General features: G+C 73.3%; 22 protein-coding genes. 16 read left to right on the plus strand and 6 right to left on the minus strand.

Annotated elements, in window-relative coordinates:
* From E1200_RS05195 to E1200_RS05210, 4 genes are all read left to right on the plus strand, one after another.
* Positions 1–265: oligopeptide/dipeptide ABC transporter ATP-binding protein (locus E1200_RS05195; RefSeq protein ID WP_347813199.1), on the plus strand; the 265-nt coding region annotated here is incomplete at its 5' end.
* On the plus strand, positions 252–1,271 hold the full coding sequence (locus E1200_RS05200) for a dipeptide ABC transporter ATP-binding protein (RefSeq protein ID WP_131950633.1): 1,020 nt from the start codon (positions 252–254) through the stop codon (positions 1,269–1,271). The genes E1200_RS05195 and E1200_RS05200, both read left to right, overlap by 14 nt.
* Positions 1,272–1,313: 42 nt before the next feature.
* Complete coding sequence (locus tag E1200_RS05205; protein WP_131950634.1) at positions 1,314–2,174, plus strand: fused MFS/spermidine synthase; 861 nt, start codon at positions 1,314–1,316, stop codon at positions 2,172–2,174.
* Between the two features lie 193 nt (positions 2,175–2,367).
* Positions 2,368–4,335, plus strand: a complete 1,968-nt coding sequence (locus E1200_RS05210; RefSeq protein ID WP_131950635.1) for an ATP-binding SpoIIE family protein phosphatase — start codon at positions 2,368–2,370, stop codon at positions 4,333–4,335.
* 47 nt (positions 4,336–4,382) lie between these two features.
* On the opposite strand, the gene E1200_RS05215 is transcribed toward E1200_RS05210, so the two are convergent.
* Positions 4,383–5,552 carry a hypothetical protein gene (locus E1200_RS05215; protein WP_243708347.1) on the minus strand — a complete coding sequence of 390 codons (1,170 nt, stop codon included), beginning with the start codon at positions 5,550–5,552 and terminating at the stop codon, positions 4,383–4,385.
* Between the two features lie 4 nt (positions 5,553–5,556).
* Positions 5,557–6,393 carry a DUF4253 domain-containing protein gene (locus tag E1200_RS05220; RefSeq protein WP_131950636.1) on the minus strand — a complete coding sequence of 279 codons (837 nt, stop codon included), beginning with the start codon at positions 6,391–6,393 and terminating at the stop codon, positions 5,557–5,559.
* Between the two features lie 204 nt (positions 6,394–6,597).
* On the opposite strand from E1200_RS05220, the gene E1200_RS05225 reads away from it, so the two are divergent.
* Positions 6,598–7,053, plus strand: a complete 456-nt coding sequence (locus E1200_RS05225; protein ID WP_243708348.1) for an NUDIX hydrolase — start codon at positions 6,598–6,600, stop codon at positions 7,051–7,053.
* 68 nt (positions 7,054–7,121) lie between these two features.
* Positions 7,122–9,482 (plus strand): penicillin acylase family protein, encoded by a 2,361-nt coding sequence (locus E1200_RS05230; RefSeq protein ID WP_131950638.1) that lies wholly within the window; start codon positions 7,122–7,124, stop codon positions 9,480–9,482.
* Between the two features lie 48 nt (positions 9,483–9,530).
* Here E1200_RS05230 and E1200_RS05235 read toward each other — a convergent pair whose 3' ends face one another.
* Positions 9,531–10,196 carry a TetR/AcrR family transcriptional regulator gene (locus E1200_RS05235; RefSeq protein WP_131950639.1) on the minus strand — a complete coding sequence of 222 codons (666 nt, stop codon included), beginning with the start codon at positions 10,194–10,196 and terminating at the stop codon, positions 9,531–9,533.
* Between the two features lie 72 nt (positions 10,197–10,268).
* Between E1200_RS05235 and E1200_RS05240 the strand changes: the two genes are divergently transcribed.
* Positions 10,269–11,867 (plus strand): ATP-binding cassette domain-containing protein, encoded by a 1,599-nt coding sequence (locus E1200_RS05240; protein WP_131950640.1) that lies wholly within the window; start codon positions 10,269–10,271, stop codon positions 11,865–11,867.
* 36 nt (positions 11,868–11,903) lie between these two features.
* On the plus strand, positions 11,904–12,764 hold the full coding sequence (locus tag E1200_RS05245) for an alpha/beta hydrolase (protein ID WP_243708349.1): 861 nt from the start codon (positions 11,904–11,906) through the stop codon (positions 12,762–12,764).
* Here E1200_RS05245 and E1200_RS05250 read toward each other — a convergent pair.
* Complete coding sequence (locus E1200_RS05250; protein WP_131950641.1) at positions 12,754–13,680, minus strand: LysR substrate-binding domain-containing protein; 927 nt, start codon at positions 13,678–13,680, stop codon at positions 12,754–12,756. The genes E1200_RS05245 and E1200_RS05250 overlap by 11 nt on opposite strands.
* Before the next feature lie 84 nt (positions 13,681–13,764).
* On the opposite strand from E1200_RS05250, the gene E1200_RS05255 reads away from it, so the two are divergent.
* The 8 genes from E1200_RS05255 (at position 13,765) to E1200_RS05290 (ending at position 20,503) form a co-directional block, all read left to right on the plus strand.
* Positions 13,765–15,201, plus strand: a complete 1,437-nt coding sequence (locus tag E1200_RS05255) for a 2-hydroxymuconic semialdehyde dehydrogenase (protein ID WP_207933188.1) — start codon at positions 13,765–13,767, stop codon at positions 15,199–15,201.
* Between the two features lie 11 nt (positions 15,202–15,212).
* Positions 15,213–16,013, plus strand: coding sequence for a fumarylacetoacetate hydrolase family protein (locus E1200_RS05260; RefSeq protein WP_279483918.1), 801 nt, complete (start codon positions 15,213–15,215; stop codon positions 16,011–16,013).
* Positions 16,013–16,756, plus strand: coding sequence for a fumarylacetoacetate hydrolase family protein (locus tag E1200_RS05265; RefSeq protein WP_131950643.1), 744 nt, complete (start codon positions 16,013–16,015; stop codon positions 16,754–16,756). Before E1200_RS05260 ends, E1200_RS05265 begins: the two co-directional genes overlap by 1 nt.
* A complete protein-coding gene (locus E1200_RS05270; RefSeq protein ID WP_131950644.1) occupies positions 16,756–17,199 on the plus strand; it encodes a RidA family protein in 444 nt (147 codons plus the stop codon). Before E1200_RS05265 ends, E1200_RS05270 begins: the two co-directional genes overlap by 1 nt.
* Positions 17,196–17,768: a 3-hydroxyanthranilate 3,4-dioxygenase gene (locus tag E1200_RS05275; protein ID WP_131950645.1), complete on the plus strand. Its 573-nt coding sequence runs from the start codon at positions 17,196–17,198 to the stop codon at positions 17,766–17,768. The genes E1200_RS05270 and E1200_RS05275 overlap by 4 nt, the downstream gene beginning before the upstream one ends.
* A 10-nt stretch (positions 17,769–17,778) precedes the next feature.
* Entirely contained in the window at positions 17,779–18,804 is a 1,026-nt protein-coding gene (locus E1200_RS05280) for an amidohydrolase family protein (protein WP_131950646.1), read from the plus strand.
* A 51-nt stretch (positions 18,805–18,855) separates the two neighbouring features.
* Complete coding sequence (gene kynU, locus E1200_RS05285) at positions 18,856–20,106, plus strand: kynureninase (RefSeq protein WP_131950647.1); 1,251 nt, start codon at positions 18,856–18,858, stop codon at positions 20,104–20,106.
* Positions 20,107–20,299: 193 nt separating this feature from the next.
* A complete protein-coding gene (locus tag E1200_RS05290) occupies positions 20,300–20,503 on the plus strand; it encodes a cold-shock protein (protein WP_131950648.1) in 204 nt (67 codons plus the stop codon).
* A gap of 77 nt (positions 20,504–20,580) precedes the next feature.
* Here the strand turns inward: E1200_RS05290 and E1200_RS05295 are convergent, their stop codons facing one another.
* The gene (locus E1200_RS05295) at positions 20,581–21,249 is read right to left on the minus strand and encodes a TetR/AcrR family transcriptional regulator (RefSeq protein WP_131950649.1); all 669 of its coding nucleotides are present in this window, start codon (positions 21,247–21,249) and stop codon (positions 20,581–20,583) included.
* The gene (locus E1200_RS05300) at positions 21,246–22,469 is read right to left on the minus strand and encodes an acyl-CoA dehydrogenase family protein (RefSeq protein WP_131950650.1); all 1,224 of its coding nucleotides are present in this window, start codon (positions 22,467–22,469) and stop codon (positions 21,246–21,248) included. The genes E1200_RS05295 and E1200_RS05300 overlap by 4 nt, the downstream gene beginning before the upstream one ends.
* Positions 22,470–22,484 lie beyond the last annotated feature (15 nt).

The following is a 22,484-nucleotide window of genomic DNA, read 5'->3' on the forward strand; positions in this document are numbered from 1 at the left end:
GGACCTGTACACCCGGCCCGCCCACCCCTACACCCGCGGGCTGCTGGCATCGGTGCCGCGCCTCGACCGGCGCGGCGGGCCGCTCGTCCCGATCAAGGGCGCGCCGCCGGACCCGGCCGCGCTGCCGCCCGGCTGCCCGTTCCGGCCGCGCTGCCCGCGCGCGGAGGCGGTCTGCGCGGCGGAGGCGCCGCCGCTCGCCGCCGTCGCGCCCGGCCACGCCGCCGCCTGCCACTTCGCCGCGGAGGTCCACGGTGCCGCACTCTGACGAGGCCCCGATCCTGCGGGCGGAGGGGCTCGCCAAGCACTACCCGGTGACCCGCGGCGTCGTGCTGAAACGCACCGTGGGCCTGGTCAAGGCCGTGGACGGCGTCGACCTGGAGCTGCGCCGGGGCGAGACCCTCGGCGTCGTCGGCGAGTCCGGCTGCGGGAAGTCGACGCTGGCCCGGCTGCTGCTCGCCGCCGAGCGCCCCACGGCCGGGACGGTCCGCTTCGCCGGGCGCGACGTGTTCGCGCTGCCGAAACCCGAGCTGCGGGCGCTGCGCCGCCGCATCCAGATCGTGCTGCAGGACCCCTACTCGTCCCTCAACCCCCGCATGACGGTCGGGGACATCGTGGGCGAGCCGTTCGCGATCCACCCGGACGCCGTGCCGAAGGGGGCGCGGCGGGCGCGGGTGCGGGAACTGCTGGAGCTCGTCGGCCTGGACCCCGGCCACGCCGACCGGTACCCGCACCAGTTCTCCGGCGGGCAGCGCCAGCGCGTCGGGATCGCCCGCGCCCTGGCGCTGCGCCCCGACGTCCTCGTGTGCGACGAGCCGGTGTCGGCGCTGGACGTCTCCGTCCAGGCCCAGGTCCTGAACCTGCTCGGCGACCTGCGGCGGGAGCTGGGCCTGGCGCAGGTGTTCATCGCGCACGACCTCGCCGCCGTCCGGCACATCTCGGACCGGGTCGCCGTCATGTACCTGGGCAAGGTCGTCGAGACCGGCGGCGCGCCGCAGATCTACGAGCACCCGACCCACCCGTACACGCAGGCGCTGCTGTCGGCCGTCCCCGTGCCCGACCCGGACGCGCCCGGCTGGACGGACCGGGCCGGGCTGGAGGGGGAGCCGCCGTCGCCGCTGGCCCCGCCGTCCGGCTGCGGGTTCCGCACCCGCTGCCGGAAGGCCCGCGACGTGTGCGCCGAGCGGGAGCCCGCGCTGGTGGAGCGGGACGGCTCCGCGCATCCCAGCGCCTGCCACTTCGCCGCCGGGGAAGCCCCCACCGGACGGACCTGACGTCCGGCGGGCGCGCCGGCCGGGGTTCCGTAGGGTGGGGGCATGGCGCGCAAGGGCAGGCGGGACCCCCGGCCGAACGTCCACCGGGTCGACGGCGGCGAGGCCGAACTCCTCCGCGACGCCGACCGCGACGGCGGCTGGATGCTGCTCGTCGGCGGCGTGCCGCAGTCCTACGTGAACCTGTCCGACCCCACCTACCTCGACTTCGAGTACATGCGGCTCATGGGCGACGTCGTCGACGCGCTCGGGCTCGACGGCGAGGCGTTCGACGCCGTCCACATCGGCGGCGCCGGCTGCACGCTGCCCCGCTACATCGCCGCGACCCGGCCGGGGTCGCGGCAGATCGTCCTGGAACCGGACGCGGAACTGGTGCGGCTCGTCCGCGAGCGGCTGCCGGTCAAGGGCATCCCGGGCCTGCGGATCCGGATCATCGACGGGCGCTCGGGCATCGCCGCGCTCGCCGACGACGCCGACGACCTCGTCGTGATGGACGCGTTCGCCGAAGCGTCCATGCCGCCCGAGCTCGCCACCCGCGAGTTCGTGCAGGACGCCGCGCGCGTCCTGCGGCCCGGCGGCGTGTACATGGCCAACGTCGCCGACGGGTTCCGGCTGCCGTTCGCCCGCAGGGTCGCCGCCACCGTGCGGTCGGTGTTCCCGCACACGCTGCTGATGGCCGACCCGGGCGTGCTGCGCGGCCGCCGGTTCGGCAACCTCATCGTGGCCGGGTCCCCGGCACCGCTGCCGGTGGCCGAGCTGACCCGCAAGGCGGCGGGCGGTATCGTCCGGGCCCGGCTGCTGGCGGACGGCGACCTCGCCGCCTTCTGCGCCGGCGCGGCGCCGCTGCGCGACGGCGAGGAGATCGTCGCGCCCGTCCCGCCGCCGCAGGTCTTCGGAAGTTCCTGACCCGGCGGCGGCATGGCGGAGTAGCGGCAGAGGCGCGGCGGAGTCGCGAAGGAGGAATTTCCGGATGACCGCGACGCTGGAACACGGGCGACGGAATTCCCCGGCGGTTTCCCCCGCCGTATCGGCCGCACGCGGGCCCGCGATGTCCCATAATCGAGCGATGGAGTCGTCCACCCGAATTCTGATTCTCGGCATGGATTCGTCGGGGAGAATACTCCAGTTCGACCGCAACGCCGCCGCAGTTCTCGCCCCGGACGGCGACGACCTGCGCGGTGCCGACCTGGACGAGTTGATCCCCGGTGCGCGGGACCCGCTGCTGGAGGCCATCAAGGCCGGCCGGGAGCGGACCGCGATGCTCGCCGTGGACAACCCCGAGGGCGGCATGCTCGACGCGGTCGTCACCGTCCACCCGATGAACGGCGGCGGGCCCGACGTCGTCGCCCTCGCCGTCGTCCGGGTCCCGGTGCCGCTCGCCGACCGGTTCGTCGACCCGGCCGTGATCCGCCGGGCGCTGCTGGACGACGCGCTCCCGCGGATCGGCTCCACCCTCGACCTGGAGATGCTGGCGCGCGGCCTGATGGACGTGCTCGTCCCGCACTTCTGCAACTCCGGCGCCCTGCTGCTGGTCGAGAGCCACATCGACGCCGACGAGCCGCCAGACGGGCCCGAGGGCCCGCAGATGCGCCGGATGGCGATCGGCTTCGACGACGACGACCCGGCCTGGGACGCGACGTTCCCCACCGGCGAGTCCCTCGTCTACCCGGAGGGCACCCCCTACGCGCTGTGCATGGCCTCGGGCGAGCCGGTACTGCGCTCCCTCGGCCGCGACGGCGCCGCCCGGCTCGCGGCGGCCTGGCGCCGGCCGCCGGTCGCCGACCTGCTCAAGGGCGCCTCGATGCTGCTGCTGCCGATCACGTCCGCGGCGGGCGTCCTCGGCTTCTTCGTCTGCACCCGCAACGCCGCGCACCGCCCGTTCGACGCCTACGACGTCGAGATCGGGATGGACTTCGCCAACCGGGCGTCCATCTTCATCGAGAGCGCGCGGCAGTACTCGCGGGAGCGCGCCACCGCCCTCACCCTGCAGCGCAGCCTGCTGCCGACCGGGCTGTCCGCGCCGTCCACGGTCGAGGTGCACCACCGCTACCTGCCGGGCAGCCGGCTGATCGAGGTGGGCGGCGACTGGTACGAGTCGATCGCGCTGCCCGGCGCGCGGGTCGCGCTGGTCGTCGGCGACGTCGCCGGGCACGGCGTGAAGGCCGCCGTCACGATGGGGCGGCTCCGCACCGCCATCCACACCCTCGCCGGGCTCGAACTGCCGCCCGCCGAGGCCCTGGAGCGGCTCGACTCGCTGATGCGGACGCTCGGCGAGCGCGAGCCGCACTTCGCCACCTGCGCCTACGTCGTCTACGACGCGGTCAGCGGCCGCTGCGAGGTCGCCAGCGCCGGGCACCTGCCGCCGCTGCTCGCCCCGCCCGGAGCCGACTCGGAGTACCTGCCGGTGCCGCCCGCGCCGCCGCTCGGCGTCGGCGGCGACGGCCCCATCGTCAGCCGCGAGTTCACCGTCGAGGACGGGACGCTCCTGTTCCTCTACACCGACGGGCTCGTGGAGAACCGGGCCCGCGACATCGACGACGGCCTCGCCCGCCTGCAGGCCACGTTCGGGCCGGGCGCCGCCGCCCGGCCGCTGGAGGACCTGTGCCAGGCGGCGCTCGACGGCGTCTACGACGACCAGCACCGCGACGACATCGCGATGCTCGTGGCGCGGCTGGCGCGCATCCCCGCCGACCACCACGCGACCTGGGAGCTGCCCGCCGAGCCCGCCGCGGTCCGCCGGGCCCGCGGGCTCGTCCGCGACCGGCTCGCCCGCTGGGGCCTCGACGACATGGCCCACTCCACGATGCTGCTGGTGTCGGAGCTCGTCACCAACGCGATCCGGCACGCGGGCGGCCGGCTCACGCTGCGGCTCGTGCGCGAGGGCGGCCTGGTCTGCGAGGTCTTCGACTCGGCCGACGGCCGGCCCCGCATCCGCCACCACGACGACGAGGACGAGATGACCGAGTCCGGCCGGGGCCTGCACGTCGTGGGCCGGCTGGCGCAGCGCTGGGGCGTGCGCCGCACCGCCGGCGGCAAGGTCGTCTGGTGCGAGCAGGAACTGCCCTGACGGAGCCGCCCTGACAGAGCCGCCCTGGCCTGCCCCCCTGGGGCGCGCTAGCGCAGCACCGAGACGTGCACGTGGTCGTAGTGGTTCTGCGTGAGGCTCCCGCGGTCGGCCATCGGGCGCCAGCCGCCGCCCCGCACGTTCCAGATGTGCTGCCGCCAGATGACGTAGGAGACCCCGAGCCGCCGCGCGTGCTGGACGATGTACGCGGCGACCTGGTCGCCGTGCCGCATCGCCCCGTCGCTCGGCATGCGGCCGCCGGTGCTCTCCATGAAGTCGCAGGCGCGGCCGTGCCCGTGGTCCTGCGCGTCGGCGTTGCTGCGGTAGCAGCCGATCACCGGGAAGGGCCCGAACAGGCGGGCGATCTCCAGCACGAGCGCCCGCATGGTGGGCGTCATCCGGTTGCCGGTGATCGGGGTCGAGGCGCCCGTGACGCCGTCGGGCCGCCCGGTCAGCCGCACGCGGCCCCCGCGCCCGTCCTGCCGCTCCTGCTCGGCCGGCCGCCGCGCGGGCTTGGCCGGGGCGAGCGCCGCGACCTTCGTGCCGCGCGGGAGGATCTTCTTCAGCCGCGCGGCCAGCTTCGCGGTGTCGGTCTTCGGGGCGCTGATGATCAGCGCGTTGCCCGCGGGCAGGCCGAGCTCCCTGGCCCGCTCGCGGGACACGACCGCGTCGACGTCCCCGATGCCCATCGAGGCGTAGGCGCCGACGCGCACCCGGCCGGCGCGCTCGCTGCTGCCGGCCGGGACGACCGCGCCCAGCGGCAGCGCCCCGTCCTGGCCGTGCTCGAACGACACGGCGAGGCCGCCGGCCGCGATCGTTCGCCACAGCTGGTCGGACTCGGCCGTCGCCTCCGGTGCGAACGCCCGGAACTTCGACGGGTCGACGCCGAGCACCCCCATCCGGCGCCCGCCGACCCTGGCGCGCGCGGCGTCCACGACGGTGACCCCGGCGACCCCCTTGAGGCCCCGGGCGCGCTCGACGGCCTGGGGCGGCAGCGACGACGTCCCGGCGACCAGCAGGTGCGGGGTGTGGCGGCGGGTCAGCGGCGCGACCGACGGCGCCAGCGGCGCCTCGCCCTGGTCGACCGACACGAGGTCGTCGGTGCCGGAGTCCTCGCCGAGGTGCCCCGAGACGAGAACGGTGACGTCGGCCGCCAGCGTGAGCCCTACGGCTATCGCGATGACGGCGGGCAGCGCGCGTCCGCGCCTTCTCAGTACCACGGGCTCAATCCCACCAGAAGGACCAGTTGGTCTTGCCGCGGATCTCCTCGGCGTAGCCGGTGAGGGTCCCCGGCCCCTGGAACAGGATGTCAGGGCAGAACGCCCAGTGCTCGGCCGCGACGTGGACGGCGTGCCGGGTGGTGACCGGGGGAGCGGCGACGCTCAGCTCCAGCGTGTTGAAGCCGAGCCCGACGACCCGCGCGCCGAAGCGGTCCTCCCAGCTGCGCAGGACGGCGGCGAGCGGCGCCGTCCACTCGTTGTGGTTGAGGGCGCCCTGCCAGCCGGCGACGGCCGGCGCGTCCGCGCCGCGCTCCACCGCGACCAGGCCGAGCGGCATGCCGCGGGCGGCGAGCACGCGGGCGTACCGGTCGGCCATGGCATCGGGGTCGTCGAGCGGGACGCCGGGCGGGGCGAGCCCCGGGCAGTGGCGGCCGAAGGGGGCGAGGTCGGCGTGGTCGTCCTCGGCGGCCTGCTCGGCCCAGTCGGCCCACACCTCGGACATGAACGCGTGCGGGTGGTAGTTGCCGATCTCGGCCGCCGGCTCGGGCGCGATCTGCCCGGACGCCCAGGGCTGGTCGGTCTCGTCCATCAGCAGCGGCCACAGCCCCGACCGGGGGTGCTCGGCGCGGAGCCTGCACCACAGCTCGCCGTGGACGGGCTCGTCGCTCAGCCAGAACGCGGGACGCATGAGCAGCAGCCGCTGCGGGTAGCCCGGGTCGGGCCAGACGAGGTCACCCTCGGGCAGCGGCACCGACAGCGTCCGCCCGGCGGCACCGTCGGCGCCGTCGTCGAACAGCCGCGGCAGCTCGCCCGGCAGGTGCCGGACCTCCACATCATCCATTTCACGCCGTTCCGGTACAGAGCATGCCAACAGGATCTTGGCACTGGTGATGGTAACGGCGGAGGGGCCGCCGAGGGGACGAGCCGTACGGTTCGGTCGTTCCCGGGCGGGCGTCCATGGCGAAACGGCCCCGGCGGGCGATGCGGGTGCGGGACGATGGCGGGGTCCTCGCCGGCCGTCCGGAAACGTGAGGGGCCCGAACCCGTGAACGCGACTCCCCGGCTGCGGCGTACCGCGCGGGCCCTTCTGCTGGACGGCGACGAGCTCGTGCTGCTCCGGCGCACGAGGCCCGGCCGTCCCGTCTACTGGATCACCCCCGGCGGCGGGGTCGAGCCGGAGGACGCCTCCCCGGAGGCGGCGCTGCGGCGGGAGCTGGACGAGGAGCTGGGCGCCACCGCGGGACCCGTCCGGCAGGTTTTCGCCTGCGGTGAGCAGAGCCCCGGCGTGTACCGCCTCAGCACCTTCTACGTGTGCCGCCTGCTGTCGATGGACCTGTCCCGCAGGCACGGCCCGGAGTTCGACGACCCGGACAGCGGGCGCCACGACGTCGAGCGCGTGGCCTGCACCGCGGCCGCGCTGGCGTCCATCGACCTCTTCCCCTGGACGCTGGCCGCCTACCTCGGCGACCACGCCGCCGACCTCCCCGGATTGCTCCCCTGATCGCGAGGGCTTGTCAGATTCGTCGGTATATGCGAATTTTGCGGAGCCGCTGTGATCAAGGAGCCGCAATGTCGCGCCATCTCCCGCGTTCGGCCGGAACCGCCGCCTTCGGGGCCGTCCTCGGCGCCGTCCTTTTGACGCCCGTTCCCGCCTCCGCCGCCACCGAATTGCGTTCCGAACGCGGCATGTCGGCCACCATTCGCTACACCGAGTACGGCATTCCGCACATCACCGCGAAGGATTACGCCGGCCTCGGCTACGGCACCGGATACGCCGCGGCGAAGGACAACGTCTGCCTGATCGCGCAGGGTGTCGTCACCCTCAGCGGGGAACGCTCCAAGTACTTCGGGCCCGAGGCCGCCCCGGACGGCTCGCTGTCCTCGGCGTCGACGAACCTGGCCAGCGACGTGTTCTTCACGTCCGTCAACGACAGCGGCATCGTCGAGAAACTGATCGCCGCGCCCGCGCCCTACGGCCCCGCGGCCGAGGTGCGCGAGATGAGCCGCGGATGGGCGGCCGGGTACAACCGGTTCCTGCGCGAAGGAGAGATCACCGACCCGGCGTGCAAGGACGCCGCCTGGGTGCGCCCCGTCACCGAACTGGACGTCCACCGCCGCGGCTATGCGCTCGCCATGCTCGGCGCCTCGGGCAGGAGCACCGACCAGATCGTGGCCGCCGCCCCACCGGGCGATGAAACGGTGAGACGCAGCACGCAGTCGCCGCAGGAGGCCGCCGAGGCCGCCCGGAACCTGATTGCGGACAACGCCATGGGCAGCAACGCGATCGCCGTGGGGAGCGAGGCCACCGCGAACGGCCGCGGGATCCTCCTCGGCAACCCGCACTACCCCTGGCACAACGGTCGCCGTTTCTGGCAGGTGCACCAGACGATCCCCGGCAAGCTCGACGTCAGCGGCGCCGGACTCCTCGGCTCGCCCGCGATCAACATCGGCCACACCGCCACCTTCGCGTGGAGCCACACCGTCGCCACCGGCGTGCCGTTCAGCCTGACGGAACTGCGCCTGGTGCCCGGCGACCCGACGTCCTACTTCGTGGACGGCAAGAAGGAGAAGATGACCGAGCGGCGGGTCACCGTCCAGGTCAAGCAGGAGGACGGCTCCCTCAAGCCGGTGACGAAGACGCAGTGGCGCAGCCGCTACGGCCCCATCGTCACGAGCGTCCCGCCCGTCGACCTGCCGTGGACGACGTGGAACGCCTACGCGCTCACCGACCCGAACGCCACCAACGTCCGCCTCGCCAACACCTCGCTCGCCCTGAGCAGGGCCCGCACCACCGACGACGCAGTCCGCGCGCTGAAGCAGACCCAGGGCCTGCCGTGGGTCAACACGATCGCCGCCGACTCGCGCGGCAGCGCCCTGTTCGCGCAGATCCAGGTCCTCCCGAACGTCACCGACGAGTTCGCGGACCGCTGCAACAGCCTTCTCGGCCACCTGACGTTCCGCCAGGCCGGCCTCGCGATCCTGGACGGCACCCGCTCGTCCTGCGCGCCGGGCAAGGCCCCCGGCACCGTGCAGCCGGGCATCCTCGACCCCGGCCGCTACCCGGTGCTGCACCGCACCGACTACGTCACCAACTCCAACGACAGCCACTGGCTGTCGAACCCCGCGAAGCCGCTGTCCGGGTACGACCGCATCATCGGCGACGAGAACGCGGCACGCACCCTCCGCACCCGAAGCGGCCTGGTCGCCGTCCGGGACCACCTGGACGAGGGCCGGTTCACCCGCACGGACATGCAGGACCTGGTCTTCGCCAACCGCAACCACGCGGGCGAACTCGCCGCCGAGGGAACCGTGAAAATGTGCCGCGAGATGCGGCTCGGCGAACCCTGCGAGATCCTCGCCGAGTGGGACAGGACCGCCGACACCGGCAGCCGCGGCGCCCTCCTGTTCGACCGCTACTGGCGCAAGGCCACCGCCGCCTGGGACCTGTGGAAGACGCCGTTCGACGTGTCCGACCCGGTCAACACGCCCCGCGACTTCAACACCGCCTCCTGGGCTGCCCGCAAGGCCCTGATCGACGCGGTCGACGAACTGCGGAAGTCGAACATCCCCCTGGACGCGCCCCTCGGCGACCACCAGTACGTCACCCGTGACGGCGAGAAGATTCCGATCGGCGGCGGCACGGAGAACCAGGGCGTCCTCAACAAGATCGAGGCCACGTGGACGCCCGGTGAGGGCTACACCGAGGTCAGGACGGGCTCCAGCTACGTCCAGGTGGTCTCCTTCGACGGCGACCGGTGCCCCGACACCCGGACCCTCATGACGTACTCGCAGTCCGCCGACCCGACGTCCCCCCACTACGCCGACCAGACCCGCCTCTTCTCGAAGAAGGGCTGGGTCACCGGACGCTTCTGCCAGGACGAGATCACCAGAGCCCCCGGCCTGAAGGTCGTCCAGCTCAACGGAGGCTGACGCCCTCCCGGGTGGGCCCGCAGGCCCACCGGGCGTCGCTTCCGTGCATCAGGGCTCGGTGCGGGCCACGCCGTCCAGGATGTAGCCGAGCCCTTGAAGGAAGGCGGCGTCCCACTCGCCGCCGCTGAGATGACCGTGCGCGGCGAGATGCGGGTACCGGTCGCGGTGGCCGGCGAGATGCTCCTCGGCGGCCTTCTCCGCCTCGGGCCCGTCGCCGCGCCGGGCTCCGACCTCCATGAGCGCCGAGCCGATGACGTAGTTCGCGACCGCGTACGCGGCGCCCGCGAGCCGCGTGCCGGTCAGCCCGGTCCCGGACAGGGCGGCGTACAGGAAGTCGGTCCGGGCCATGACCTCCGGGCCGAGGAGCGGGCGGCCTCCGAGGACCGACGCCGACCAGGGGTGGCGCAGCATCGCCGCCCGCCAGCCCGACATGAGCGCGGTCACGTCGGCGCGCCAGTTCGTCCCGGCCTCGGGTACGGGCACATCTCCGAAGACGGCGTCGAGCGCCAGCTCCAGGACGTCGTCCTTCGTCTTGACGTGCCAGTACAGCGTCGTGGCCCCGGTGTCGAGACGCTCGGCTAGCCGGCGCATCGTCAGCCGGGCGGCGCCCTCCTCGTCCAGCAGTGCCACGGCCTCGGCGACGATCCGCTCCTGCGTCAGGGGCGGCGCCTCCTGCCGGGGCCGGTTCCGCCGCAGCCACACGCTCTCGATCATGCCGCCACTCTAGTACATTGAACGATAACTAGACCGCTGATCCAGTGACTCGAACAATGTACGAGTGAGGGTATGGGCCATATCGAAGTGAGCCGGCTGACCTACGCGCTTCCCGACGGCCGGCTGCTCCTGGACGACGTCTCCTTCCGCGTCGGGGACGGGGTGGTCGCCGCGCTCGTCGGGCCCAACGGGGCCGGCAAGACGACGCTGCTGCGCCTGATCGCGGGGGACATCGAGCCGTCAGGGGGCGTGGTGACGGGCTCCGGCGGCCTCGGCGTCATGCGCCAGTTCATCGGCGGCGTCCGCGACGGGCGGACCGTCTACGACCTGCTGCTCTCGGTGGCGCCGGACGGGGTCCGGATCGCGGCGGAGCGGCTGGCGCGCGCCGAGCGGGAGCTGGACGACGACGAACCCAGCCAGCTCGCCTACGCCGAGGCCATCACCGGCTACACCGACGCGGGCGGCTACGACATGGAGGTCGTCTGGGACGCCTGCACCACGATGGCGTTCGGCCTGCCCTTCGACGAGGCGCGAACCCGCGGAGTGAACACGCTGTCGGGCGGCGAGCAGAAGCGCCTCGTCCTGGAGGCCCTCCTGCGCGGCCCGGACGATGTCCTGCTGCTGGACGAACCCGACAACTACCTCGACATCCCCGGCAAGGAGTGGCTGGCCGAGAAGCTGCGCGCGACGAGCAAGACCGTCCTGCTGGTGTCCCACGACCGGCAACTGCTCGCCGACGCGGCCGAGCGCATCGTCACGGTGGAGTCGCGTGACGTCTGGGTGCACGGCGGCGGGTTCGCGGGCTACGCGCAGGCCCGCCGCGACCGTACCGAACGCCTCCACGAGCTGCGCCGCCGCTGGGACGAGGAGCATGCACGCCTCAAGCAGCTCGTCCACGTACTCCGCCAGCGCGCGGCGAACAACGACGCGGTCGCCTCTTCCTGCCAGGCCGCCCGCACCCGCCTGCAGCGCTTCGAGGAGGCCGGGCCGCCCCAGAGCGCCCCCAAGGAGCAGAATGTGCGGATGCGCCTGCGCGGCGGCCGAACGGGCAAGCGGGCGCTCATCTGCGAGTCCCTCGAACTGACCGGCACGACCCGGCCGTTCGACACCGAGATCTGGTACGGCGAGCGCGTCGCGGTCCTGGGCTCCAACGGCTCCGGCAAGTCGATGTTCCTGCGCCTGCTCGCCGGCGCGGCGATTCCGCACACCGGGACCTACCGCCTCGGCGCCCGGGTCGTCCCCGGCCATTTCGTCCAGACCCACGCCCGCCCGGACCTGCACGCCCGTGCGCCCGTGGAGACCGTCATGTCGGAATACGCGCTCACCCGCAACGACGCCATGGCCGCCCTGGCCCGGTATGAACTGGCCCCCGCCGGTGCCCGCCCGTTCGAAACCCTCTCCGGCGGCCAGCAGGCCCGGCTGCAGATCCTCCTCCTGGAGCTGTCGGGCGCGACGCTGCTCCTTCTGGACGAGCCCACCGACAACCTCGACCTGGCCAGTGCCGAGGCCCTGCAGGAGGGGCTGGCCTCGTACTCGGGAACGGTTCTGGCCGTCACCCACGACCGCTGGTTCGCCGACGACTTCGACCGCTATCTGATCTTCGGGCCGGACGGCACTGTCGATGAGTGCGATACCCCGCGGTGGCGTGGGCCGGTGGGGGATCGGGGGTAGATCCTGGACGCTGCCCGGGAGTGGAGGTGGACGCTGGTGGACGGTGACTGGCTTGGGAGCGGGTTGAGCGACGAGGAGCTGGACGTCGCGTACAACGTGCGGCGGAAGGCGGGGGAGGAGCTGTTCGCCCGGCACATGGCGCGTTACAAGGACGAGTCGGCGCGTGCCGTGGACGGCCTGCCGGGGCATCCCGGCATCGTCTACGACGAGGTGAGCGGGGAGCGGCTGGACGTCTGGGGGACCGGCGAAGGGCTGCGGCCCGTGTTCATCTTCCTGCACGGCGGCTACTGGATGGCGCTGTCGCGGGGCGTGTCGTCGTTCATGGCGCGGGGGCTCTACGAGCAGGGCGCCGCCACCGTGGTGCCCGACTACACGCTCGCGCCCAACGCTTCGCTTGAGGAGATCGTCCGGCAGGTGCGGGCGTGCATCGCCTGGGTGTACCGGCACGGGCCTGAGCACGGGCTCGATCCCGAGCGGATCGTGGTCGGGGGCAGTTCGGCGGGCGGGCATCTGACCGGGATGACGATGGTCGGCGGGTGGCAGGAGGCGCTGGGGCTGCCCAGCGACGTGGTCAAGGCCGCGATGCCGGTCAGCGGGCTGTTCGACATCCGGCCCATCACGCGCGTGTACGTGAACGAGGCCGTGCGGCTTGATCTCGCGCGGGCGGCGGCGCTGAGCCCGGCGCTGCTGCCGGTGGCGCATCGGTGCCCGGCGGTGTTCGTGGTCGCGGAGCACGACGGGGACGGGTTTCTGGAGCAGTCCCGGTCGTTCCAGCCGGTGTGGGGCAACGGGGAGCTGCTCGTCGCGCCCGGACGCGACCACTTCGACGTCGTCCACGATCTCGCGGATCCGGAGTCGCCGGTCGGCGCGGCGCTGCTCGGCCTGCTCAGGCGGTGAGCGCGGCGGCCTCCTCGCGCAGGTGGTCGAGCATGATCCGGGCGGACGGCGTCGGGGCGCGGTGCGCGGGCAGGGTGACGCCCACCTGGCGGCGGACGGTCTCCAGCGGGACGGGCAGGGGCGCGATGTCGGCGTCGGTGCGCGCGACGAGTTCGGGGAGCGCGGCGATCATGTCGGTGTCGCGGACGAGGGTCCGGACGGTCAGCACCGACGTGCACTCGACGAGGTCGCCCGGCAGGGCGAGACCCTCCGCGCGGAACACCTGCTCCAGCTCCGCGCGCAGCGCGGTCTGCTCCAGCGGCAGGACCCACGGGTAGCCGAGCAGGTCGGCCAGGCCGAGGTCCGGCAGCGAGCGCGCGGGGTGGCCGCGCCGGCCGACCAGGCGGACCGGCTCCCCGTAGAGGGTGATCTGCCGGAGGCCGTGCAGGTCGTCGATGGGGTTGAGGCGGCCGAGGATCAGGTCGATCTCGCCGTCCAGGAGGCGGGGGACCTGGGCGTCGAACGTGGCCTCCTGGACGATCACCGTGATGCCCGGCCTGTCCTTCTTCAGCGCGGCGATCGCGCGGGGGAGCAGGACGTTGGAGCCGGCGAGCAGGGTGCCGATCGTGACGGTGCCGACCTCGCCGTCCGCGAGGCCGGTGATGCGCTCGCCGGCGCGGCGCAGTTCGGCGAGGGCGGCGCGGGCGTGCTCGATGAACGCGTCCCCGAACAGGGTGGGCGTCACGCCCCGCGGGCCGCGGGTGAACAGCTCGACGCCGAGGATCCCCTCGACCTCGCGGAGGCTGCGCGTCACGGCGGGCTGCGCGAGATGCAGGTGCTCGGCGGCGCGCAGGACGCTGCCCTGGTCGGCGATCGCGACGACGAGGACCAGGTGCCGGAGCTTCAGCCGTCCGTTGAGCAGGTCGAGCGGGCGCATGCGCCCTTGCTATCACAGGATCGTGATAGCTCCATGGTCGATTGGTATTTGTCAGGCATAGCTCGCCGGGCGGAGGATCGCGGTATGAAGGCCGAACACTACGTCGGCGGGACGTTCCGCACGGACGGGACGTCCTTCCCGCTCATCGCGCCCGCGGATGGCTCCGAGCTGGGCACCGTCCCGGAGGCCACGCGGGAGGTCGTGGACGACGCGGTGACCGCCGCGAAGTCCGCCTTGAAGGGGCCGTGGGGCGCGCTCGGCGTCCAGGAGCGGGCCGCTGCGCTGCGGACGGTCGCCGACGGGATCCAGGCCCGATTCGAGGAGTTCGTCGAGGCGGAGGTCGCCGACACCGGCAGGTCCCGGGAGTTCGCGACCACCGTGGACGTCCCGCGGGCCATCGGCAACTTCCGCGCCTATGCCGACCTGCTGTACGGGCGCCCGGAACGCGCCTACATGACGCAGGTGCCCGGATGGAGCTCCGGGACGGGGGAGGCGCTCAACTACACGGTGCGCAGGCCGCTGGGCGTGGTCGCGGTCATCTCGCCGTGGAACCTGCCGCTGCTGCTGTCGACATGGAAGATCGCCCCTGCGCTGGCGTGCGGCAACACCGTCGTGCTCAAGCCGTCCGAGGAGACGCCGTCCACCGCGACGCTGCTCGCCCGCGTGGTCCACGACGCCGGGCTGCCGGACGGCGTGTTCAACGTCGTCCACGGGCACGGCGCGGGCGCGGCGGGCGAGTTCCTCACCGGCCACCCGGGCGTGGACGCGATCGCGTTCACCGGCGAGTCCGCGACCGGCGCCGCGATCATGCGCAACGCCGCCGACCACGTCACGCCGCTGTCGTTCGAACTGGGCGGCAAGAACCCGGCGCTCGTGTTCGCCGACGCCGACCTCGACGCGGCCGTGGACGGCACGGTCCGCTCGACGTTCACCCACTCCGGGCAGATCTGCCTGTGCACCGAGCGCGTCTACGTCGAGCGTCCCGTCTTCGAGGAGTTCACCGCACGGTTGGCCGAACGCGCGAACGCCCTCGGCGGCTACGGCCCGATGATCTCCGCCGGGCACCGCGACAAGGTCCTCTCGTACTACCGCCTCGCCCGAGAGGAGGGCGCCGAGGTCGTCGCGGGCGGCGGTGCCCCGGAGTTCGGCGACGCGAGGGACAACGGCTTCTACGTCCAGCCGACCGTCATCACGGGCCTCCCGGAGACGGCCCGCACGGTCAAGGAGGAGATCTTCGGGCCGGTCTGCCACGTCGCGCCGTTCGACACCGAGGACGAGGCCCTCTCCCTCGCCAACGACAGCGCCTACGGGCTCGCCTCGACGCTGTGGACGCGCGACCTGTCCAGGGCGCACCGCGTGGCGCCCCGCATCGAAACGGGAATCGTCTGGGTGAACTGCTGGAACCTGCGCGACCTTCGCACTCCGTTCGGCGGTGTGAAAGCGTCCGGGATCGGGCGGGAAGGGGGAGAGTACTCCTTGGACTTCTTCTCCGAGCCCGTCAACGTGTGCGTCCAGATCTGAGAGCGAGCCCAGTGACAACGAACATCGAAGCCGCCGCCGAGCGGCTCCTCGGCGCCTACGCCGCCGGCACGCCGTGCGAACCCGTCCGCGACCTGATCGGCACGGCCGACGAGGCCTACGCCGTCCAGGAGCGGCTGACCGAGCGCTGGCTCACCGAGGGCCGCCGCCTCGCCGGGCGCAAGATCGGCCTGACGTCGCGGGCCGTGCAGGCGCAGATCGGGGTCGACAGCCCCGACTTCGGGATGCTGTTCGCCGACATGGCCGTCCCGGACGGGGACGAGATCCCCGCGGGCGCGGTGCTGCAGCCGCGCGCCGAGGCGGAGGTCGCGCTCGTCCTGGAGCACGACCTCACCCACGAGCGGCACACCGCCGCCGACATCATCCGCGCGACCGCGTTCGCGCTGCCCGCCATCGAGGTCGTCGGCAGCCGGGTCCGCGACTGGGACATCACGCTCGCCGACACCGTCGCCGACAACGCCTCGTCCGGCATGTACGCGCTCGGCAACCGGCCCGTCCCGCTCGCGGACGTCGACCTGCGCCTCTGCGGGATGGTGATGGAGCGGCGCGGCGAGCAGGTCTCCACCGGCAACGGCGCCGCCTGCCTGGGGCACCCGCTGAACGCCGCGCTGTGGCTCGCCGACACCCTCGTCCGCGTCGGGCGGCCGCTGCGCGCGGGCGACACCGTGCTGACCGGCGCGCTCGGCCCGGTCGTCCCCGCCGCGCCCGGTGACGTGTTCGAGGCCCGCATCGACGGACTGGGCGACGTGCGCGTCGCGTTCGGCCGCGCCGAATCGAATGGGGAGGAGTCCTGATGGCGGACGTGCACGCTCTCGCGGCGAGGCTGGACGACGCGGCCCGGGACGTCCGCGCGATCCCGCGGCTCACCGAGGAGGCGCCGCTCGACGAGGCCGCCGCCTATGCCGTGCAGCGCGCGGGGATCGAGCTGCGCCGCCGCAGGGGCGAGCGGCTCGCCGGGGTGAAGATGGGCTTCACCAGCCGGGCCAAGATGGTGCAGATGGGCGTGGACGACGTCATCTGGGGCCTGCTCACCGACCGGATGCTCGCCGAGTCGTCGGTGGACGTCTCCGGCCTCATCCACCCCCGGATCGAGCCGGAGATCGCCTACCTGATCGGGCGGGAGGTCCGTTCCCCCGCCGAGGCCGAGTCGGCCGTGGCCGGCGTCGCGGTCGGGTTCGAGGTGCTCGACTCCCGGTACGCCGACTTCAAGTTCACGCTCCCCGACGTCATCGCCGACAACGCGTCCGCCGCGCGGTTCGGGTTCGGCGCCTGGCACCCGCCCCGCGACGTGTCGAACATCGGCCTGCTCGTGGAGATCGACGGGCGGACCGTGCAGACCGGCTCGTCCGCCGCGATCCTCGGCGACCCGGCGCGGTCGCTGCGGGCGGCGGCGCGGGTCGCGCTCGGCGCCGGGATGACGCTCGAACCGGGCTGGATCGTCCTCGCGGGCGCCGCGACGGCCGCGGTGCCGCTGCCGAAGGACGCGCACGTCCGCGTCACCGGAGCTGGGCTGGGCGCCGTGGAGGTCACGACGTGATGGGCGACGCGATCCTCGTCGAGGGCAAGGCCGCGCCGCGCGGCCGGTTCCCGCACGTCCGGCGCGCCGGCGACCTGGTGTTCGTGTCCGGGACGAGCTCCCGCCGCCCCGACGGGACGTTCGCAGGGGCGCGCGCCGACGCGATGGGCGTCACCGACCTCGACATCCGCGCGCAGACCCACGCCGTCATCGGCAACGTCCGCGACCTGCTGGAGGCCGCGGGAGGAGGGCTGTCCGACATCGTCAACGTCACCGCGTACCTGGTGAGCATGAACGACTTCGGCGGCTACAACGAGGTGTACGGGGAGTACTTCGACGAGACCGGCCCGGCCCGCACGACCGTCGCCGTCCACCAGCTCCCGCACCCGCACCTGCTCATCGAGATCGCGTGCGTGGCCCACATCCCCCGGGACCGCGCAGCCGGTAAGGAGGCCGGAGCATGACCCTGCCCCAGCTGTCGTTCGGAACGCCGATCAACCTCGAGTCCTGGATCGACGAGCACCGCGACCTGCTCAAGCCGCCGGTCGGCAACGTGCAGGTCTTCGACGACGCCGGGCTGATCGTCATGGTGGTCGGCGGTCCCAACCAGCGGACCGACTTCCACGACGACCCCACCGAGGAGTTCTTCTACCAGCTCAAGGGCAACATGGTCCTGCGCGTCATGGAGGAGGAGGGCCGCCCGCCGAACGACGTGCAGATCAACGAGGGCGACGTGTTCCTGCTGCCCCCGCACGTGCGGCACTCGCCGCAGCGGCCCGAGGCCGGGTCGATCGGCCTCGTCGTGGAGATCCCGCGGCCGGAGGGGCTGCGGGAGGCGTTCGAGTGGTACTGCACCGAGTGCCACCACCTCGTCCACCGCGCCGAGCTGCAGGTCCGCTCGATTGTGGACGACCTGCCGCCCGCTTTCCAGGGCTTCTACGACAGCGACCGCAAGTGCCCGAACTGCGGCGCCGTCCACCCGGGGAAGACGTGGCCGCAGACGATGACCCCGGCCACCGCGCCCCGGGTCTGACGGTGATCCCGTGACCGTCATCGACGTCCACGCCCACGTCTTCCCGCGGCTCGGCCGCGACGAGGGCCGCGTGCTCACCGGTGAGGGCGAGCCGTGGCTGCGCGTCGACGGCGCCGGCACCGGCATGATGATGTGCGGCGACGAGGAGTACCGGCCGGTCCGGGAGGGGCTCTGGGAGCCCGCCCGGCGGCTCGCCGACATGGACGCCGCGGGCGTGGACGTCCAAGCGGTCTCGTCCACGCCGCTGATGTTCGGGTACGCGGCCGAGCCGTCCCGCGCCGCCGACTGGTGCGACCTGGTGAACGACCGCATCCTCGCGTTCTGCGCGGACGCCCCCGGCCGGCTGCTGCCGCTGTGCCAGGTCCCGCTGCAGGACCCGGCGCTCGCCTGCGAGGTCGCGTCCCGCGCGGCGGCGGCCGGGCACCGCGGCGTGCACATCGGCAACCACGTCGGCGACCGCAACCTCGACGACGAGGGGATCACCGCGTTCCTGGCGCACTGCGCCCGGATCGGGCTGCCGGTCCTGGCGCACCCGTGGGACATGCTCGGCGCGGACCGGATGCGCGGCCACATGCTGCCGTGGCTGTCGGGGATGCCCGCCGAGACGCAGCTGAGCATCCTCGGGCTGATGCTGTCCGGCGCGTTCGAGCGCATCCCGGCGTCGCTGCGGCTGTGCTTCTGCCACGGGGGCGGCAGCTTCGCCTTCCTGCTCGGCCGGGCCGACAACGCCTGGCACCGGCGCGACATCGTCCGCGCCGACTCGCCGCGCCCCCCGTCGGAGTACGTCGACCGCTTCCACGTCGACTCCGCCGTGTTCGACCCCCGCGCGCTCCGCCTGCTCATCGACGTGATGGGCGTGGAGCGCGTGATGCTCGGCACCGACTACCCGTTCCCGCTGGGGGAGGAGGACCCGGGCGCGGCCATCCGGGCCTGCCCCGGGCTGGACGACGCCGAACGCGCGCTCCTGCTCGGCGGCAACGCGCGGGACTTCTTCGCGCCGGCGGAGCTGCCCGCCGCGACGATGACGGCGCCTTGAACGACGACGCTTGAACAAGGACACCTCGATGACGACCCAGGGGAGGGGCGAGTGACGGCCGAGGAGGAGGCGCGGCGGCTCGACGAGACCGACCCGCTGCCCACGCTGCGCGGTGAGTTCCTCGTCCCGCCCGCCCCCGGCGGGGAGTACGAGGAGGCCGCCTACTTCGCCGGCAACTCCCTCGGGCTTCAGCCGAGGGCCGTGGCCGGACGGCTCCGCGAGGAGCTCGACGACTGGGCGCGGCTCGCCGTGGAGGGCCACACGCGGGCACGCCGCCCCTGGGTGGACTACCACGAGCTGCTGCGCGAGCCCGCGGCCCGCCTCGTCGGCGCGCTGCCGCACGAGGTCGTCGCCATGAACTCGCTGACGGTCAACCTGCACCTGATGATGGCGAGCTTCTACCGGCCCGCCGGGGACCGCACCCGCATCGTGATCGAGGACTCGGCGTTCCCCTCCGACTCCTACGCCGTCGCCAGCCAGGCGGTCCACCACGGCCTCGACCCGGCCGCGACCGTGGTCCGGCTGGAACCCCGCCCCGGCGAGGACGAGCTGCGCACCGAGGACGTCGTCGCCTTCCTCGAACGCGAGGGCGGCACGGTCGCGCTCGTCCTGCTCGGCGGCGTCAACTACCTCACCGGGCAGCTCATGGACATGCCCGCGATCACCAAGGCGGGCCGCGCCGCCGGCGCCGTGGTCGGCTGGGACCTCGCGCACGCCGCCGGGAACGTCCCGCTGCGCCTGCACGACTGGGACGTCGACTTCGCCGCCTGGTGCACCTACAAGTACCTCAACTCCGGGCCGGGCGCGGTCGCCGGGTGCTTCGTCCACGAGCGGCACGTCCGGGACGCGTCCGTGCCGAAGCTGGCCGGCTGGTGGGGCACCGACCCGGCCGTCCGGTTCCGGATGGACCCCGCCATCGCCCCGCCCGCCTCCGCCGACGCGTGGCAGCTGTCCAACCCGCCGATCATGGCTCTCGCGCCGGTGCTGGCGTCCCTGGAGATCTTCGACCGGGCCGGGATGGACGCGCTGCGCGCCAAGAGCGAACGGCTCACCGGCTACCTCGCCGCCCGCCTCGCGGAGACCGGCGCGCGGATCATCACCCCGGCCGACCCGGCGGCGCGCGGCGCCCAGCTCTCGCTGCGGGTGGCCGACGCGGGCGGGCTCGTCCGGCGGCTCGCCGAGGCCCGCGGGGTGGTCGCCGACGCACGCGAACCCGATGTCGTCCGCCTCGCGCCCGCCCCGCTGTACTGCACCTTCCACGACTGCCACCGCGCCGCCGAGGCCCTGCGGGATCTTGTTTAGGAGTGTCGGTGCATAGGGTGCCCCCGCATCGGGTAGGTTCGGTTCCGTTGCACGATGGCGCCCGGTCAGGCCGGCCGGGAGTCAGGCAGTCTCAATGCGTTTTCTCCGGGTGACCGGCGGACGTGAGATGAGTCCGCTTGCAGCCCGGTCCGCCGCCCGGCGGGCCGGTGAGTAACACCCGAAGGGAAAGACCATGGCCGAAGGCACCGTGAAGTGGTTCAACTCCGAGAAGGGCTTCGGGTTCATCGCGCCCGACGGCGGCGGCCCGGACGTGTTCGTCCACTACTCGGCGATCACCACCAACGGCTACCGCAGCCTGGACGAGAACCAGCGGGTCTCGTTCGAGATCACCCAGGGCCAGAAGGGCCCGCAGGCCGAGGGCGTCTCCCCGCTCTAGGACCCGCGCGAGTTCACTGAGGCCGGGGACGCACGCCGTCCCCGGCCTTTCGCGTGCCCGCCGTGCCCGCCCCGGGGCTACTCCCTGGGGAGCCGCTCGCCGGTGCGCAGCCGGTCGAGGCCGAGCCAGATGAACTCGATCGCCATCTGCTCGGCGCGCTCGCGCGGGGTGTCGGGGTGCTCCAGCCACCACGACACCATCGACAGCATCGACCCGTACATTAGGGGGACGAGGAGCCGCGCGCGCCGCTCGTTCACCGCGAGCGCCGCCGGGGACAGCTTCGGGTCGGCGCGGCGGCGGCGCAGCAGCAGGTCGGCGAACGCGCCGCCGAGGCGGTCGCGGAGCTCGCGCAGCTCGACCCCGACGTCGTCGGGCTTGTCGAGGTGCCGGATCACCAGCGCCCACGCGTCCGGCTCGTCGGTGGCGTAGTCGAACAGCACCCGGATCATCGCCCGGATCCCGTCGGGCGAGCCGCGCTCGGCGAGCACCGCCTCGTTCAGCCGGGCCGTCAGCTCGGCGACGATCGCCTCGGTGACCTCGGCGAACAGCTCCTCCTTCGAGGTGAAGTGCTGGTACAGCAGCGCCTTGGACACCTGCGCGGCGGCGGCCACGTGCTCCATCTGCGTCAGGTGGTAGCCGCGGCGGCCGAACTCCTCCAGCGCCACCTGGAGCAGCTGCTCGCGCCGCCGGGCGTACGGCATCCGCCGCCGCACGCCCGGCTCGCGCTCCCCCGTGCCGTCGGTCATGCGTCGGCGTACTTGCCCAGTTCGGCGCGGGCCACGGAGCGGACGTGGACCTCGTCGGGGCCGTCGGCGAGGCGCAGCGTCCGCAGGCCCGCCCACATGGCGGCGAGCGGGGTGTCGGCGCTGACGCCGGCGCCGCCGTGCACCTGGATCGCCCGGTCGACGACCTCCAGCGCGACCCGCGGCGCGATCACCTTGATCGCCGCGACCTCGGACCGGGCGGCCTGCACGCCGTGCTTGTCGATCAGCCAGGCGGTCTTGAGGGTGAGCAGCCGGGCCTGGTCGATCGCCATCCGCGACTCGGCGATCTGCTGGCGGACGACGCCCTGCTTGGCGATCGGCCCGCCGAACGCCTCGCGCGACAGGGCACGCTTGCACATCAGCTCCAGCGCCCGCTCCGCGGCGCCGAGCGCGCGCATGCAGTGGTGGATGCGGCCGGGGCCGAGGCGCGCCTGGGCGATGGCGAAGCCGCCGCCCTCCTCCCCGATGAGGTTCTCCACCGGGACGCGGACGTCGGTGAAGGTGATCTCGCAGTGGCCGTGCTGGTCCTGGTACCCGAACACGGGCAGCGACCGGATGATCTCGACCCCCGGCGTGTCGAACGGCACCAGCACCATCGACTGCTGCCGGTACGGGTGCCCGTCCGGGTCGGTCTTGCCCATCAGGATCATGATCTTGCAGCGCGGGTCGGCGGCGCCGGTGGTCCACCACTTGCGGCCGTTGATGACGTAGTGGTCGCCGTCGCGGACGATGCTGGTGGAGATGTTCTTGGCGTCGGAGCTGGCCACGTCCGGCTCCGTCATGGCGAACGCGCTGCGGATCTCGCCGTTCAGCAGCGGCTTGAGCCAGCGCTCCTTCTGCTCGGGCGTCCCGAACAGGTGCAGGACCTCCATGTTGCCGGTGTCGGGGGCCGCGCAATTGACGGCCTCGGGCGCGAGCTCGACGGACCGGCCCGTCACCTCGGCGAGGGACGCGTAGTCGGTGACCGACAGGCCGTGGGCCGGGTCGTCGCTGTCGGGCAGGAAGAGGTTCCAGAGGCCGCGCTTGCGCGCCTCGGCCTTGAGTTCCTCCACGATCTGGGGCAGGTGGTGCTCGCGCCCCGCGGCCCGCAACTCCGCCCGCTGGGCCTCGTACACCGGCTCCGCCGGGTACACGTGGGAGTCCATGAAGTCATTGAGGCGGCCGAGGTGCTCCTGGGCGCGCTCGCTCAAACCGAAGTCCATTCCGCTAGAGTAACT

Source organism: Actinomadura sp. GC306 (assembly GCF_004348665.1).
Classification (GTDB): domain Bacteria; phylum Actinomycetota; class Actinomycetes; order Streptosporangiales; family Streptosporangiaceae; genus Spirillospora.